The sequence below is a fragment of the candidate division WOR-3 bacterium genome (assembly GCA_039803545.1).
Lineage (GTDB): Bacteria > Hydrothermota > Hydrothermia > UBA1063 > UBA1063 > UBA1063.
Genome location: JBDRYS010000001.1, coordinates 205,990 through 223,396 on the forward strand (window position 1 = coordinate 205,990; position 17,407 = coordinate 223,396).

General features: G+C 37.5%; 9 protein-coding genes. All 9 read left to right on the forward strand.

What is annotated here, in order from left to right; translation table 11 throughout:
- Entirely contained in the window at window positions 1–5,631 is a 5,631-nt protein-coding gene (locus ABIM45_00980) for a CUB domain-containing protein (GenBank protein MEO0238489.1), read from the forward strand.
- 11 nt (window positions 5,632–5,642) lie between these two features.
- Window positions 5,643–6,248, forward strand: coding sequence for a hypothetical protein (locus ABIM45_00985; GenBank protein MEO0238490.1), 606 nt, complete (start codon window positions 5,643–5,645; stop codon window positions 6,246–6,248).
- 560 nt (window positions 6,249–6,808) lie between these two features.
- Window positions 6,809–8,335: a class I SAM-dependent DNA methyltransferase gene (locus ABIM45_00990; GenBank protein ID MEO0238491.1), complete on the forward strand. Its 1,527-nt coding sequence runs from the start codon at window positions 6,809–6,811 to the stop codon at window positions 8,333–8,335.
- A gap of 9 nt (window positions 8,336–8,344) precedes the next feature.
- Complete coding sequence (locus tag ABIM45_00995) at window positions 8,345–9,436, forward strand: ImmA/IrrE family metallo-endopeptidase (GenBank protein MEO0238492.1); 1,092 nt, start codon at window positions 8,345–8,347, stop codon at window positions 9,434–9,436.
- Window positions 9,429–9,950, forward strand: coding sequence for a DUF4411 family protein (locus ABIM45_01000; protein ID MEO0238493.1), 522 nt, complete (start codon window positions 9,429–9,431; stop codon window positions 9,948–9,950). Before ABIM45_00995 ends, ABIM45_01000 begins: the two co-directional genes overlap by 8 nt.
- 67 nt (window positions 9,951–10,017) lie before the next feature.
- Window positions 10,018–11,496 (forward strand): AAA family ATPase, encoded by a 1,479-nt coding sequence (locus ABIM45_01005; protein MEO0238494.1) that lies wholly within the window; start codon window positions 10,018–10,020, stop codon window positions 11,494–11,496.
- Window positions 11,493–12,818 carry a restriction endonuclease subunit S gene (locus ABIM45_01010; protein MEO0238495.1) on the forward strand — a complete coding sequence of 442 codons (1,326 nt, stop codon included), beginning with the start codon at window positions 11,493–11,495 and terminating at the stop codon, window positions 12,816–12,818. Before ABIM45_01005 ends, ABIM45_01010 begins: the two co-directional genes overlap by 4 nt.
- 1 nt (window position 12,819) lies before the next feature.
- Entirely contained in the window at window positions 12,820–15,876 is a 3,057-nt protein-coding gene (locus ABIM45_01015) for a type I restriction endonuclease subunit R (protein MEO0238496.1), read from the forward strand.
- A 598-nt stretch (window positions 15,877–16,474) separates the two neighbouring features.
- Window positions 16,475–17,383 carry a peptidoglycan DD-metalloendopeptidase family protein gene (locus ABIM45_01020; GenBank protein ID MEO0238497.1) on the forward strand — a complete coding sequence of 303 codons (909 nt, stop codon included), beginning with the start codon at window positions 16,475–16,477 and terminating at the stop codon, window positions 17,381–17,383.
- The last annotated feature ends 24 nt before the right edge of the window (window positions 17,384–17,407 follow it).

The window sequence follows — 17,407 nt, forward strand, 5'->3', positions numbered from 1 at the left end:
ATGCAGTGGTTGTTGGTGTTAACACTGCTGGGTGCAGTGCAAAATGTCTCCTATAAGGGCGATAAAGCCCACCTCTCTGGCGGTGTAAAAAGTTCGTCACCGGAAACCGCCATTGAGGTGACTACAAAAGCCTTTATAGGAGACACTATCCGGTTTAGTATCGGCGATGTCCAGATATCTGCAGTAATTCAATCAATCGTCGGGGATACCATCACCGTTGACGGAATCATAGTCACGAATAATGTCCTCAACATCCGCATCGACGACATGAAGATAAGCCTTTCTGCTTTCACCCAGGGCAGAATCACTGTTTACAGTTTCGGTAATGTATATGCCGATGGCGGTAATATTAATCTCAACGGTGTTATCATAAGAAACGTTCGCATTACCTTTAATCAGAGCGGCTTCTACGGATACGGAGATGTAGCCTTTGGTGATAGGACCTTAACCCTGTTGTTGCAGATCGATTCCCTAAATAATCTCGTCGCTCATGCTACCTATTCCCAGATTACCGTTTATAACGTAACATTGACCAATTTGTTCCTCCACATCGAGAACGGGATGATCACAGGCGGTGCCGATGTAAATCTTTTGGGGAATACCTTCCATCTCAATATTGGATTTGACGGCAATGAGCTCTATGCAGAAAGTTATGGAAATACCTTTATCTATAGGGAACTCACCATCTCCGATTTCTATCTGTTAGTCTCTTCCTCTTCTGGTTTCTACGGAAAGGGTAAAATTGCTTTATACGACTCCTATGCAGATGTTGAACTCAACATATCCTCAAATTCTTACATCCAGGTTAGTGATGGTCATTTTGTAATCCGTGGGATCGAGATTAATGACTTTTATGGTTACATCGGTAACGGCACTTACCAAATCAGGGGAAGGATAAATCTCTACGGTTCTGAGCTTAATGTTGCTGTTTACTACGACACAAACCTTCCTGAGCCTGAATTAAGACTATCGGTTGTATCTTCAGAGGTTGTGGTCGGATCCGTTAGAATTTATGACCTCACCTTATTTATTTCCAAGACTGCCGGTCTTTATGGATCTGGTTACGTTTACTTCAATAACATAAGTTATCCTGCCAATGGTAAGGTTAAAGTTACCTTCTCCACCGATTGGAGTGGTAACATCTTTGTAGGAATTGAGAATGGTTACGTAGTGTTGAATAACGGAGCCACCATTAGCAATCTCACTGCCTATATTTCTAATAGTGGATTTTTGGGCTACGGAACCTATAGACAGGGTAATAGTGATGTTACCGTCGTCTTCAAGTCATCTAATGGCACTGTAAGCTGGCAGATCTACGGAGATGCCATCGTGTTTGGTAACATACTCCTCAGACACTACTATGTGGGTTCTGATGGAAGGGCCTATGCCTGGTGGATTATTTCACCGGATGACTCCCTCTACTTTGAGATCAACTGGGCTCAGAGGTTCGCCCGTGTGGTCTATCCTGGTACCTTTATGTACGGTAATGTAATGGTCTATAACTTGACAGGTACCATCTATGCTGATTCCGGCTTCATTGGCCAGGGTTATGTGAGGATCGGTGACCAGAACAATTATGTGGAGATCCCCATTCAGTTTAGATCTAATCCTAATGGAAAGCTTTATGGAGTGCTTCCAAATTATCTTTCCCTGCCCGATGGTCAAGGTATAACGGTGAATATCTACGGTATCAATGTTACGATAACAGAAGATGGAATTACAGGTTATGGCCAGGTAAATCTTGAGAATATAAGTTTCTACGTTGAATTTACTGCTCTCTACAACGGTTATATCGATGCCACCGTAAGGGATGGCTACATTAATCTCGGAAACATTGTAATCAAAGAGATCAACATCCACCTTTATCCCTTCACCGCCTCTGGTTTTGTTTACATTCCAGAATTCCAGGGCGGCATCTACGTGGTTCTAAAGGCCAATGGCAATGGTGGACTGAGCCTTTACGTTCCCGGATTTGACTTTTATGTAAATGGTTTCCACATTTACGGTAACTTCCAGTATGTATCTGGTTCCCTATTCTTCCAGGGTGGTGTTGAGATACCGGGTGGTGGTGCAGGCAGTGTTGATTATCTCTACGCTACTTCCCATGGTATAGACAGTTGTTCAATCACTCTAAGGAATATATACATCAACGGTTTCCACATCGTTTATGCCAATGGACGGTTTGCTTCTAATCCAGGAAGGATTATTCTCAGCGGAAACTTCGATTTGTCGAACCTGTCTGGATATATAGGGGTTAATAATATCTACTTTAACAATCTTATGATTTCCTCCGATGGTAGATTCCTTGGTTGTGAATTGGTAGGGGTCCAGAATTTCCACATTGGCGACTTCTTTGCCTTCTCAGGCGAGTTTGGCTTCTTTGAGAACTACATGGTAATATACTATGCCCAGATAGATTTCTCTAATCTTTCTAATGTAAATGGTAGGGTAAGGTTTGAGAACATTGCGATTTCTTACGATGGTCACATAGTATATGCCTCAGCTATAGGTCTTGAATACCTGAATGTGGGTGCATTCCACGCTTCGGGTTGGCTTTACTTTGTGAACAGTGGTGTTAGCCTAACGGGTAGAGTAGAACTGGATAACATTGGTTATGCTTATGTGAAAGAGTTACTGCTCGATAGCCATGGAAACATTCTCGGTCTGACTGAGGCAGGTTGTAGTTTCACCCTCGGTGGGTATGGCTTTACCGGAATTTTAACCTTCCCTGCTAATAACAGAATCTACTTTGAAGGTAGTGTACATCTTCCAGTCTTTATAAGCGGTGATGCGACGGGCTCTATACTTCTTGAGAGGACACCCGATGGTCAGGGAGGTGTCCTTGGAACAGGTTATAATGTTCTTGCGGGTTCTCTCTCAATTCCTGATTTCATGATGGGCGGTTACCACTTCCTCGGTGGTTCCTTTGCCTTTGACTCTGTGGGTGTTGCGGGTAGGGCAAGGATTAGTGTTCCTGAGGTATGCGAAGTTGAATTAAGACTGTCCTTTAACTGGGACGGTACCTTCAATTATGCTTATCTTGCTGCTACAGGGATGAACATCCCCATTGGCTCCACAGGTCTCTTTATAAACGGGATGGGTGGTGGAGTTTACCATTTCACTACCCCTTATGAATACTGGATGTTTACTTTGTGGGGACTTGTATCTGATCCTGTAAGGGTCCTTGCCCTTGATGCTACGATTGAGATTACTACCGATGGTCGAGTGTCTGGATTGGGCCATCTAATGGTTGCTCAGTATACATGGGCTTCAGCAGGGTTTGATGTCTATACGAGACTTGGATACTTAGATGCCTATGGATGGTTGGGTGAGGATCCAACGGAAGGTATCTCCTTCTGGGGTTGCTATATCCGTGGTCAAGATTCGGTTTATTACAACTGGATTAATGTGGATGCCTGGGGCAAAGGCAATTTGAGTATAAGTGTTTGGTTTGTAAGTCTCGATGCCTGGTTTGGTTTTGCTTATGATCTCTCCACATGGCCCTTTGTTTACGGTCCTTACTGGAGACAGAGACTTTACAACAGCGGTATCGGTGCTTCGGGGCTTGCCTTTGATTATCTTGCTGGTATAAATGTGACTTGGAATCCAGCAAGGCATCGTTTCGATTATGATGTATGGTGGGGCCCTGTGGACCAGCAGAACCCTGGTAATGCACCCTTTGTCAGTGATATGGTCTTCGTTGGCCCGTACCCTGATATGGGGCTGGATTATGATTACATAGGTGGCGAACCGTACATCAGACCTTATGATACCTACGAGGTACCTGGTGGATACACCTGGGTTAACCTCGGCGCCGATAACAGTGGTTACTTTGACTTCAACTACTTTGGTAATTCCGGCATAGTTTACCTTGGCCTCTACATAAATTCTACCGCCGCCCAGACTGTCTATCTCAGGTATGGAATTGCTGGCGAATTCAAGTTATTTGAGGATGGAAATGTTGCGGTATATGGAAACAATGGCTATGCACAACCTGATCAATATAGTTACGCTTTGAACTTTAGCCAGCCTGGTTGGAAATATGTAATGTTCAAGATCAGGAAGTTGTACGACCAGTGGGGTCTATATCTCCGGGTCACGGATTCCAATGGTAATATCATTGATGGAGTCTCTTATCAGCCCAACAGACCCGAACAGGTTGTAGTTTATCATGACAGGGGCCTTTCCTGGGACTTCTACAGATTTGATAGGCAGAATAATGTAAGTGTAGAGGGCGGAAAGTTCGTACTCAGGGCAGAAGGTAGGCCACTTAGACAAACCTACATGAAGGATAAGACCCATTATCCAAGGATTGACTTCCCGTCTTTCAAGGTCAATTTCATGCTAAACGGAGTAGCCAGAAACGATTCTACTTTAATCCTTATGAGTGATTCTACTTTACAGAGATATTACGGTGTCCTCTTCTACTATCCTTCCAAGGGTGATGAAGTGGTAGGTGAGATTTTGGGCGCCGGTGAAAAGACTGGTGTTAAGACAAGCTTCTATGTGGGTAGATGGTACACTCTTGAGTTTGTCTTTGAGCCCGAATCACTCTACCTCTATACCTATGAATTTAGCAGGTCGAGACCTATAAGACCGTTGTTCTCCTTCAAACTTGATGGTGACTGGAATCCCGCCTTTTACGCCAGTGTTGGAGGTAATGACAATGTACTCTATCTTGACAATTACGTGGTCAGACATGATTGGCAAACTACGATGTTGAATATTGAGACACCCCATCCATATCCCAACAATGCGAGATTAACATGGACTATTGAAGACACTTCGGCTTCCTTTATCAGGCTCCACTTCGAGAACTTTAGCACCGACTACTGGGATAGCCTCTACGTAAAAGATCAGTATGGCAGAGTCTGGTATACTTATAATGGTCCTAACTTAGGTAGCTTCTCCACACCTCCAATTCCTTCTAAGAAGGTAATTATTGAATTCCATTCCGATGCTTCCGTTAGAGACTATGGCTTTAAGGTTGATTATGTAAGGTCCAGAAAGGATGTACCTTACTTCTATAGCACACCCTGGTACATTGCGACGCCTTCTCCCATTCCAAATAACTGGGAACAAACTTACATGATAAACATTCCTGATGCTAAAGCAATCAAAATCTGCTTCAGCAACTTCAATATGAGTATAACGGATTCTATAAGTGCCGATTCAGTCATCCTTTTTGATGGAAACGGAAATAGGTATGGTGCATATACTGGTAACCTTGGTACATTCTTCGCAATTGCTATTCCTGGCAACACAGTCAATATAAGGGTGAAAACCGATAATGTTGTGCAGTCTCAAGGATTCAGAGTGCCATATGTTTCCTACATTACCAATGACTATACTGGTGTAAATGATAGGACTGTCACCTTCAAACCAGCAGAGGGTGAGATTGTAAAAGGAGATATCCTAAAACTTTCCATTTCCTCAGTAGGTGGCAATGTAAAGGCGGTAATCTATGATGTTCTTGGCCGTTCTGTGACCTCCAGTTCTTACTATGTAAGTAGAGAGACCAGTTCGCTCGACGTGAACATTTCCGATTTGCCTGCTGGAGTCTTCTTTGTCAGGGTGTACGATGAAAACGGCAATGAGATTGTAGCTAAGAAGTTTTTAAAGGTAAGATAAGGAGGTAAGCCATGAAAAGGTTTGCTTTAATATCAATTTTCCTTCTCCTGGGTATAGCGTACGGATTTGATCTCCAGTCGCTGTTAGTTGTGCCGAAGACGAAGAATGCTACCATCGAGGTTAATTACCACTATAGCAGAAGCTCTAAATACGGTTCTGAGGAAAGGGACTTGAAAGCTGTCTATACTATGGGTAATCCCGTGTCTCTGACGATCTCTGAAGGAGATAAACCGCTTGGTACTATCTACTATGATAATCAGGGGAAGGTCGTGAAGCAGGAATTCCAGGGCAAGGTTTTTGAAGGTGTCAATCTCGAAGTTAAAGGCACGATGCCGGAATACAAGGTGGTTGAGAAGAAACCTGTAAGCTATAAGGGTAAAGGCGCATTGGTGGTTACTTCTGTTAGAGAACATTCCCAAGAGGATACCAAGGGCCATCTGGTCATGAGAACCGTTGTTAACTCTACCAAGAAGGATTACTACGATGAAGAAACGGGGCTTCTTCTGAGGCAAGAGATTACCACCGATGTTGTCCAGAAAACTTTCACGGTCTTTGATAAAGAAAGGCCGCTTAATGAGAGAGTAAACCGGATAAGCGAGGTACTGGAAGCAAAGTGAGCAAGGTAGGCGGGTCCCCCTTCGGGGGACCCGCCCAAAACATGAAACACAAATCTAAAATTTTAAAAATTGGCAGCGCAAATGAAAAATCATATTGATCACAATTTGGTTCTATTTGACCTATTTTCTGCTGTAATTCTGATGCCTATTCGAGCCTCCTTTTCTTGTTGTAAGCCCTGTTAAGCTCCATTTGTAATTTGATTATCGTTTGTGTTGATTTTACTATCTTTATGTTATCCTTCAAGCTCATTAACTTCCTTTTTACTTCTTCACTTACCCCTTCTGCTCTTATCTTAAAACCCTGTTTAGAGGCGTGTCTTTCTAATATCTCTTTGCTCTTCTACCTTTTTCTGTTTTCCACAACCATTTTCCTTTGCTAAGACCACACTGTATTGCTTCTCGCTTACAGAATAGAAAATGCAGTATGATCGCCGTTTTATTGTTTTGATATTTTTGATGAAACAGCCCTATTTTGAGCCGATTAATTTGAGAAACGCCGCGAAATTGCAAAAAATTAACTTTATAATATAAAGGTTTATAACTAAGGGGAGGCGGTATTTATGAAAGAAAAGGATTTAAATTTTGAAGACAAACTTTGGAAAGCAGCGGATAAATTAAGAAAAAAAATAGAAGTTCATGAGTATAAATATGTTGTTTTAGGGCTTATATTTTTGAGGTATATTTCATTTGCATTTGAGGAAAAAAAGAAGGAAATTCAAAGAGAAATAAAAAAATTTCCACAGAAAATAAGAGCTAAAGTTTCTGAAGATAGAGATATTTATCAATCTAATGGAATACTTTATATCCCAGAAAACGCAGGATGGGATTATATAAAGAAAAACGCTAACCAACCTAATATCGGGGAAATAATTGATAAAGCAATTGAAACATTGGAAAATGAATACCCAAAACAATTGAAAGATGTTATCCCAAGAATTTATTCAAAGGTAAACCTTGACCAGTTTGACCTTGCTTATCTTATAAACCTCTTCTCTGAAATTGAATTTGACGAAGAACATTTAGGAAAAGATATTTTCGGAAGAATTTATGAGTATTTCCTCGGTAAATTTACCGAAGCGGAAGGTAAAAAGGGAGGTGAGTTCTATACCCCACGCTCATTGACAAAACTTATCGTTGAAATTTTAGATGTCAAAGAAGGGAAAATATTTGACCCTGCCTGTGGCTCCGGAGGTTTTTTCGTTTCAGCACTTGAAAAATTACAAAAAGAAAACATTGAAAAAGAAAGGTTATCTATCTACGGCCAAGAATCTAAAGAGTTCGTGTGGAAGGTCTGCAAAATGAACCTCGCAATCAGAAATACCGAAGGAGATATAAGATGGGGCGACTCCTACCACGATGATAAATTCTTTGACTTAAGAGCTGACTATGTGGTCTCTAACCCACCATTTAACGATAGCGAATGGGGAAGAGATAGAGTGAAACCAAACGACCCGAGGTTTAAATACGGTCTCCCTCCCGAAAACAACGCAAATTATGTTTGGATCCAGCATTATATCTATCATCTTGCCCCAAACGGCAAGGCTGGCTTTGTTATGGGAAATGGAGCCTTGTCCGTAGGAGGAGTAGAAGGTGAAATCAGAAGAAAGATCATTCAGGATGATTTAATATACGGAATAATAGCTATACCACCCAAGATGTTTTATACCGTTCCTTTACCTGCTTCTTTATGGTTTATTAGAAAAACAAAGCCTGAACATATGAAGGGTAAAATCTTGTTTATTTATGCTAAAAAGATGTATAAGCCTATTTCAAGAAAGCAAAACATCTTTACCGAAGAGCACATAGCTAAAATTGTAGAAAAGTTTAGGATGTTTGAACGGAGCGAGCCAGAGGAAAAGATAAATGAAATAGGCTTTGCAAAGGTTGCCTCGATTGAAGAGGTTGCTAAAAATGGTTATGTTTTAACTCCGGGAAGGTATGTAGGAATAAAGCTTGATGAAGAGGATATATCTTTTGAAGAGAAAATGAGCCAATATTCAAAAGAGCTTTCAGAATTGCTAAGAAAAGAGGCAGAACTAACTGAAAAAATAAGAGAGGTGTTTAAAAACTTAGGATGGGAGGTATAGGGGGAATTTATGGTTAAAGAAATAAATTTAAAACCAGAAATTATAAAGGGATTAATAGATAATTCAGGATTTAATGAAGAAGAAGTTGCGAAAAAATCAAAAATTTCTTTAAAATCCTTAAAAGAAGGTAAACTTACTATCCCTCAATTAAAAAAACTTGCTAATGTTTTAAAAAGACCAATTGCCGCCTTTTTTTCAGATGAGATTCCATCCTTGCCAAAAACTCCAGATTATAGATTAAACAGAAATAAAAGAATTAATCCGGAGGTCTTTTTGGCTCAAAGAAAATTAACTTATTTATTAAAAAAATTGAAAGATTTAGGAATTGAAAAATCGATTATACCAACCTTTAAATCAAATATATCCCCTTTTCAGTTAGCTAAGGAATTTAGAAAATATTTAGGAATTGAACTGATAAAAAATCAAAAACCAAACATTATATTGAACAAATATAAAGAAATTATTGAGGATAAGATGAAATTTTTAATTATAGAATATCCATTAAAACCTGTAAGATCAGAAGTATCAGATGATGTTCGTGCTTTTAGTATTTATTATTCTGATTTAGGTGGTATAGTTTTAAATGAAACAGATCATCCATCTGTTAAGTTATTTTCTCTTTTTCATGAAGTATGTCATCTTTTAAAAAGAAATTCAGGAATATGCTCGTTAGAATATGAGGTAGAAAATGAGTATGAAGAAGAAAGTTTCTGTAATAAATTTTCTGCTGAATTTCTCGTTCCCTCAGATGATATAAAAAAAGAAATACAAAATTATACATTATGTGAAGAAACTACTTTAGAAAGTATTGGTGCTTTATCTAAAATTTATGGTGTAAGCAAACAAGTAGTCCTTCTTCGCCTTTTATATCTTGGTTTTTTAACAAGTGAACAATATTTTTTATTAAGGATGCAATTGGAAGAAAAAGAAAAAAAGCAATTTGGTCGTAGAAACTGGGAAGAGGTGTTTAAAAACCGCACAGGTAATTTGACAATAAGAGAAGTTAAAAAAGCTCTTCAACAAAATAAGATATCCTTTTATGAAGCACTCAATATCCTTGATGTAAAAACTAAATACGCAGAAAGGTTTTTATATGAGTAAAACAAAACAGCCAAGTTTATTTAATTTTAAAATTTATTGTATTGATACAAGTTCTATTATCAACCTTTTTCGTCATTCTGGATTACCTTATCCTCCTTATCATGCCGATATTTTTGAGGGATTATGGACAAAACTTGACCAAATTATCAAAAATGGAAATCTTATATCCCATATCACGGTCTTGAAAGAAATTTCTGAAAGAGATGATGACGCTAAAAGATGGTGTGAAAAATATAAGAGGATTTTTAGAGATATAGATTATTGTCAAATAAAAATGATAAATGAGATTCAAAAAAAGTATACAAAAGATGGCTGGGAAAGAGAGATAAGTAGAAAAGGACAAGAATGGGCTGACCCTTGGATTATTGCTTTAGCCATTTGTGAAGGCGCAATAATAGTTTCAGATGAAAAGAATTCTCCAGATAGAATACCTTATATTGCAAATCATATTGGAATTAACACTTTAAATCTAATGGATTTTTTTAAAGACATAGGTTTAAAATTAAAAATTTAGAGGTTTAAATTATGCTAAAGTTTCGCTGGGAGACGGCGTTTAAGGAAACGGAGATTGGGGGGATGTTATGATTAAGAAAATAAAGATACAAAACTTTCGTTCAATTAAAAATTTAGAAATACAACTTGGCAAAATTAATGCTTTTATAGGTCCAAACAATGCTGGAAAATCAAATATTATGAAGGCATTAGATTTAATTCTTGGTGAAACATATCCAACCATAAAATCATTTGATGATAAGGATTTTTATAAATATAACAAAAAGAATCCTATTCTAATTCAAGTATCTTTTGACCCGCCATTAAATCGCGATAGCAGAATTCATGGATTTAAATTAACTTATGATGGTAATAATTGTGAATATGTAGCTATTGATCAGAATTCTGAAAAGGTAATGAGGGTTTCAAATCAAATGAAGGAAGAAGTTGCTTTAATGTATTTATCCCTCGATCGGCAAGCTTCTCAACAGGTTAGGCCCTCACAATGGACACTATATGGAAAAGTGTTAAAATATTTAAATGCCCAAATTGAGCACCCAAAAAAAGAGGAATTCAAGAAATTGCTTGAAAATAGCTATAGAGATAATCTTTATTCATCAGTTGTTGAAGATTTTGAAAAAATTCTAAGGTCTCATGTTCAAAATCAAACTGGGTTAGATATTTTTCTTAAACTCTCTCTTATGGATCCCATGGAGGTTTTTAAAAATCTGCGTCCATATTTCAAAGAGGGGGACATAGAATATGACGCAGAAGATATGGGAGCAGGCACCCAAAGCGCCTTAGCTATTGCAATTGCACGGGTTTATGCAGACATAGTCCGGAAGCCTGTAATTATTGCTATTGAAGAACCAGAGCTTTACCTTCATCCTCATGGTTGCCGTCATTTTTATAAATTATTAAAGAACTTAGCAAATGATGGCTTACAAGTTATATATACAACCCATGAAAGGTCTTTTATAGATATTAGCAATTTTGAAAGCATTCATATTGTTAAAAAAGAAGGAGACGAAACTAAAGTATATTCTGGTATATCTTTTTCTATATCTTTTTCAGTGCCCTCTCAACTTGAACAAGTTAAGCTTGCTTCAAAATTTAATGAATATATCAATGAAGTATTTTTCGCTGACAAAGTCATTTTAGTAGAAGGATTTTCTGATAAAATAGCTTGCCAATTAGCATTAGAAAAATTAGGAATAGATATAGATTTAAAAAATATTTCAATTATTGAATGCGGAAGCAAAACTGCAATAGAACCCATTGCTCAGATTCTAAAGCATTTTAATATTAAAACTTATGCTTTATTAGATGCTGACGCAGAAACCGAAATTTTAAAATTGCAAGAGTTATTAGGAGAAGATAATGTTTTTGTTCAAAAGCCAGATTTAGAAGGAATGTTAGGTCGAGATAAGATAGGGTTAAACGCTAATGAGAAGCTTAATAAAGAAAAATCTTTAAGACTTTTACCTTTTTATTTCCAGAATATTCAGGAAAATGAACTCCCTCAAATTTATTTAGATCTTAAAAACAAGATAATAGGTAATATATGAAATTCCGCTGGGAGACTGAGTTTAAAGAAACGGAGATTGGGGAGATACCGAGGGATTGGGAAATTAAAAAAGCAACTGAATATGTTTATTTTATCAGAGGTATAGAACCAGGAAGCAAATCATACAAAAATTTTGGGAAGTATAGGTTTATAAGAGTAGGTAATTTGAGCGGGGAAAGAGAAGACGAAGTCTTTATAGATATTGAAGTCAATAATGAAAAAATTGCGAACAAAAACGATATTTTAATTTCATTTGATGGAACAGTTGGAATTGTAAGAAAAGGGCTAGAAGGCATTTTTTCTTCAGGAATAAGAAAAATTAAAATAAAACAAGAAAAAATGCAAGAATTGAATTATGAATTTTTGTACTGGTTCTTTAAATCAACTTTAAAGTATCAAATTTTTGGGTTTTCTGACGAAAAGACAACACTGGCACATGCAAGTGATAGTATTCCGTATTTAAAGATATTTCTTCCTCCTTTATCCGAACAATCACGCATTGCTACTGTCCTATCTTATTTTGATGATTTAATAGAAGTTAAGAAAAGGCAGAATGAGATTTTGGAAAAGACGGCGATAGCAATTTTCAAAAGCTGGTTTATTGATTTTGAGCCGTTTAGGGCTTGTCCCGAGCAAGAGCGAGGGAACTACGAGTTTGTGTATAATGAAGAATTGGGAAAAGAAATACCGAAGGGGTGGGAGGTTAAGAAAATAGGAGAAGTAGCTGATTTAAAAAATGGGCTATCATATAAAGGTAGCGAAAAGTTTAACGAACAAACACATAGAAGTTATATTTTTATAACTTTGAACAATATAATTGAAGGCGGTGGGTTTAAAACTGAATATACTTGGATCAAAAGCGAAAGAATAAAGAACCAGCACCTATTAAAAGAAGGCGATATAATATTTGCAAATACTGAGCAGACAAAAACGGGGAGACTTTTAGGATCACCGGCTTTTGTTATTTTCCCAACACAATATTCAAAATCAGTAGGGGTGTTTTCACATCATTTAACTAAAATTAACCCAAAAGACTTTAGAATGAAATACTTTTTTTATTTACTTTTTAGATTGTATCAGCAAGAATTTGCTCAATCATTTCACACCGGAACAGGCGTATGGGGGTTCGACCTTCAAAACTTTAAAACAAATTACTATATCCTTCTCCCCCCTCCCCACATCCTCCAATCCTTCCACTCACTCGTTGAGCCCCTATTTCAAAAAATCATCCTCAACCAAAAGCAAATAATGACCATAAGGAGAATTAGAGATACACTTCTTCCTTTGCTCGTTTTTGGTAAATTAAGGGTGGAGGAGTTGTAAAATGGCATACTTGACCGAAAATGAACTCGTAGAACAACCTGCAATAAATTGGTTTAAAGAAATTGGCTATTCATACATCCACGGCTCGGAACTTATACCCGATAACAAAGAAAGAGAATCCTATAGACATTGCGTCCTGAAAAGAAGATTTATTAGAGCGATCAAAAGGATAAACCCCCACCTTACCGATGAACTGACCGAACAGGTCTATAAAAAAGTTATTGAATTTGACCACCCCGACTTCATCATGAAAAGCAAAATTTTTTATGATCTTCTGACCAATGGGGTAAAACTTACCTTTAAAGAGGGAAGGGAAGAAAAGACGAAAATCATAAAATTATTGGACTTTGAAAATTTAGAAAACAACGAATTCCTCATAGCAAATCAGTTTAAAGTTGAGTATCAATTTGAAAAAGACATGTACAGAAAACCCGACCTCGTCGTGTTTATAAATGGCATCCCAATAGCTGTCTTTGAACTCAAAAGCTTTAACGCTAACGAAACCGCAAGAGATGCCTTTTTAGACCATAAAACGAAAATGAAAGATATACCCCAACTCTATGTTTATTCTCAAATCATCGTCGCCTCAGATGGCTACGAGACAAAATATGGCTCACCAACAAGTGACTGGGAGAGATTTTTTGTATGGGAGGGAATTTCAACCGATGACGACCTTGAAGTTAAAGAAATCACAAGCGGTTATTATAGATATCTTCACAACGGAAAAGAATTAACTTCACTTGAGGTCTTAATTAAAGGACTTTTTGATAAAAAACGCCTCCTGGAATTTATAAACGACTTCGTCTTTTATGAGAAAACAGGCGAAAGTTACGAGAAGAAAATATCCGCATATCACCAATTTTATACCGTTAAAAAAGCAGTTGAAAGAACTATCAAATGCGTTTTAGAAGGTAAAACACCAGAAAATAGAAGGATAGGCGTTGTATGGCACACACAGGGCGCAGGAAAATCTTTGACGATGCTGTTCTACGCAAAAAAGATATTAAAAATAAAAGAACTTGAAAATCCCCTCTTGATCTTTGTAACCGATAGAAATAATCTTGATGAACAACTTTACAAGCTGTTCTCCCAATTTCCTATAGCAAAGCAAGCGGAAGATATAGAAGATTTACAAGAGACGATAAAAAAGACAACGGGAGGAATTATATTTACAACTATTCAAAAATTTGGAAAGGTAAAATCAGAAGAATACCCACTTCTCACCGAGAGAAAAAATGTAATTGTGATCGCCGACGAAGCCCATAGAAGCCAGTATAGAGAACTCGCAAGGAATTTGAGAAAAGCGATCCCAAACGCCTCATTTATGGGCTTTACCGCAACACCAATTGAACTTCAAGATAGAGATACATACCTTGTCTTCGGCGAACCGATAAGCGTCTACTCAATGGATAAGGCACTCCGTCATAAAATAATAGTCCCAATATACTACGAAGCACGACTCGTTGAACTACATCTGACAAATGAATTCATAGACGATGAATTTGAGGAAATTTCGGAATCACTTGAACCCGATTTGAAAGAGGAATTGAAAAGAAAATACGCAAAACTTGAGAGATTAATCCTTAACCCCGAAAGAATTCAGAAAATAGCAAATGATATCGTTGAACACTTCAATAAAAGAACCCAAGAACTTGAAGGTAAAGGGATGATTGTCGTCCTGTCAAGAAAGGTTGCTGTTGAACTATATAATGCCATCAAAAAAATCCCAAACGCCCCATCAATTGAAGTGATTATATCAGGAAATAAACAAAGAGACCCGGTGGAGTTCCATCCACACATAAGAAATAAAACAGAAATGGAAGAAGTCCTCAACAATTTCAAAAACCCGGAAAAAGACCCCAAAATGGTCATAGTTGTTGATATGCTCCTGACCGGCTTTGATGTCCCATGCCTCCATACGATGTATTTTGATAAACCGATGAAAAACCATAACCTCATCCAAGCAATAGCAAGAGTAAATAGGGTATTTAAAGATAAACCCTCCGGACTTATCGTTGATTATATAGGAATTGCCGACGATTTGAGAAAATCACTAAGCCAATATACTATTGAAAGTATAAAAAGCGTCCTCACTGATATAAACGAAGTTATAAATATCTTGAGGGAAAAATACGATATCGTCTCTTCTATGTTTTATGGACTGGATTATAAAAAATGGGTTTCCCTAAAACCAGAGGAACTCGTCCAACTTACTGTTTCTGCATACAATCATATGATTCAAGAGGGATTAGAGGAAAAGTTTATTAAAAATTACCTCCTCCTGAAGAAAATTTATGCCCTCGCAAGCCCACACCCCGAAACCATAAAGATTAAAGATGACATAAAATTTTTTGAGATGATTAAAAAAATGATAATCAGATACACTACAACTAAAAAGGTGGAAATATCAAGGGAACTTGAATATGAAATAAACCAACTGATTTCAAAAAGTATTTCAGCCGAAGAACCGGTTGATGTTTTCTCCTTAATTCAAAAGGAAAAACCAGATTTATCTGTCCTTGACGAAAATTTCCTCGCACAGTTCAAAGAAATGCGTCAAAAAAATTACGCAGTTGACCTCCTCATTAAATTGTTAAATGATGAAATTAAAATTAAAATGAGAAAAAATCCCTTCAGATATAAATCCCTCTACGAGATGCTGAAAAATTTAATTGAAAGGTATAATGTAAAATTGATCAATACCGTGGATGTGATAGATGAATTGATTGAAATCGCCAAAGAAGTGAAGGAAAAAATGGATGAGGGTAAGAAATTGAATTTAACCGAGGAAGAACTCGCTTTTTATGATATGCTGTTGGGAAAGGATATTTTTGAAAATGAGGATGAAATCAAATTTATTGCTAAAGAGGTAATAAAGAAGTTGGGCAATTTTATTAAAGTTGTTGATTGGAACAAAAAAGAAAGTTTGCGTGCAAAAATTCGATGGGCTATAAAGGAGATATTGATAAATGTTGTTGATGAAAGGGTAGAATATGAAAAGATTGAAAGTGTTGCAAAAGAGATTTATGAGCATGTAGAGGCATTATATGCTACCTAAAATTAAATGGAAAATATTATAGGAATGAGAAATAAATTAGTCTCCGATATTTTGGAATTGATTGTTTAGTTTTGTGGAAAACAATAAAAGAAAAATTCAGGAACTTTAATTGTATAATTTAAAAATGAGTGGATGAAAGAGAAAAATTAAGGGACGTACTTCCTCAAAATTAGACCTACTTGACCTATTTTCTATTGTAGTTCTGATGCCCATTCGGGCCCACTTTTTTTGTTGTAAGCTCTGTCAAGCTCCATTTGTAATTTGATTATCGTTTGTGCTAATTTCACTATCTTTATGTTATTCCTCAAACTCACAAACCTCCTTTTTACTTCTTCACTTAAACCTTCTGCTCTTAAAACCCTGTTTAGAGGCGCGTTTATCTAACATCTCTTTGCTCTTTTACCTTTTTCTGTTTTCCACAACCACTTTCATTTGCTGAGACCACACTGTATTGCTCCTCGCTTACAGAATAGAAAATGCAGCATGGTCGCCTTTTATTGTTTTGATATTTTTGATGAAACAGCCCTATTTTGAGCAGATTAATTTTGAGGAACGCCGAGGACTTGACATTCCAAAAGGGTTATTTTATATTTAAAAAATGCAGAGGTGGTCCTTTAAATTAAAAGTTCTTTTCCCAACGACTAAGCGTAAAGAACTGGAAATTACAATTCGTCCATGGGTGCTTAAATTGTTTTTAGCCTTTTTAATCTCGTTATTTAGTGTTTTTGGCTTTGCTCTTTACCGATATTTAAGCTTTGAAATAGATTACCAAAGGGTTTCGTCCCTGGAAAAAGAAAATACAACGCTAAAGAGAGAGCTTAAGGCATTGAAAAGCAAGGCAGAAAAGCTCAACGAATTAATAACTGGACTTTTCCAGGAAAATAACAGACTTAGAACTGCCGTGGGGCTTGATCCTGTTCCCAAGGAGATTGCCCTTATGGGTATGGGTGGAAATCTTGAAGAGTTGCCGAATCCAGAAAAGGATGAGAAGGAATATGTTAAGCAGGAAATTGAAAGGCTGCTAAATTTGGCGAACTTTCAGCTCCAAAGCTATTCTGAGATCGCTAAGAAGTTTGAGGAAGATCAGAAAATAAGGGATCATACCCCTTCAATAGTTCCGGCGGCTGGGTATTTCACTTCCGGATTTGGTATGAGAAGGGATCCTTTTACCGGCCTTCCTGCTTTTCATGAAGGTATAGATATTTCAGCCCCACCGGGGACCCCAGTTATTGCACCCGCCTCAGGGGTAGTTACCTCTGTGAAGTGGGAGCAGGGTTATGGCCTTATGGTAGAGATCGATCACGGACTCGGGATAAAAACGCGGTATGCACACCTGCTCCGTGCAAGGGTTTCGCCGGGCCAATATGTTAAGAGGGGCGATATCATTGCTTACATAGGCAATAGCGGAAGATCCACTGCCCCTCACCTGCACTACGAAGTTAGAATTAACGATAAGCCTGTAAATCCCGTAAACTACATCATACCTGCAGGTACTTATTACGACTAAAATTTTTTGAAAGTCCATTTTTAC

Excerpts from the sequence above, each read along its gene's own strand:
- ABIM45_00980 (MEO0238489.1), top strand. The coding sequence starts at position 1 with ATGCAGTGGTTGTTGGTGTTAACACTGCTGGGTGCAGTGCAAAATGTC.
- ABIM45_00985 (MEO0238490.1), top strand. The coding sequence starts at position 5,643 with ATGAAAAGGTTTGCTTTAATATCAATTTTCCTTCTCCTGGGTATAGCG.
- ABIM45_00990 (MEO0238491.1), top strand. The coding sequence starts at position 6,809 with ATGAAAGAAAAGGATTTAAATTTTGAAGACAAACTTTGGAAAGCAGCG.
- ABIM45_00995 (MEO0238492.1), top strand. The coding sequence starts at position 8,345 with ATGGTTAAAGAAATAAATTTAAAACCAGAAATTATAAAGGGATTAATA.
- ABIM45_01000 (MEO0238493.1), top strand. The coding sequence starts at position 9,429 with ATGAGTAAAACAAAACAGCCAAGTTTATTTAATTTTAAAATTTATTGT.
- ABIM45_01005 (MEO0238494.1), top strand. The coding sequence starts at position 10,018 with ATGATTAAGAAAATAAAGATACAAAACTTTCGTTCAATTAAAAATTTA.
- ABIM45_01010 (MEO0238495.1), top strand. The coding sequence starts at position 11,493 with ATGAAATTCCGCTGGGAGACTGAGTTTAAAGAAACGGAGATTGGGGAG.
- ABIM45_01015 (MEO0238496.1), top strand. The coding sequence starts at position 12,820 with ATGGCATACTTGACCGAAAATGAACTCGTAGAACAACCTGCAATAAAT.
- ABIM45_01020 (MEO0238497.1), top strand. The coding sequence starts at position 16,475 with ATGCAGAGGTGGTCCTTTAAATTAAAAGTTCTTTTCCCAACGACTAAG.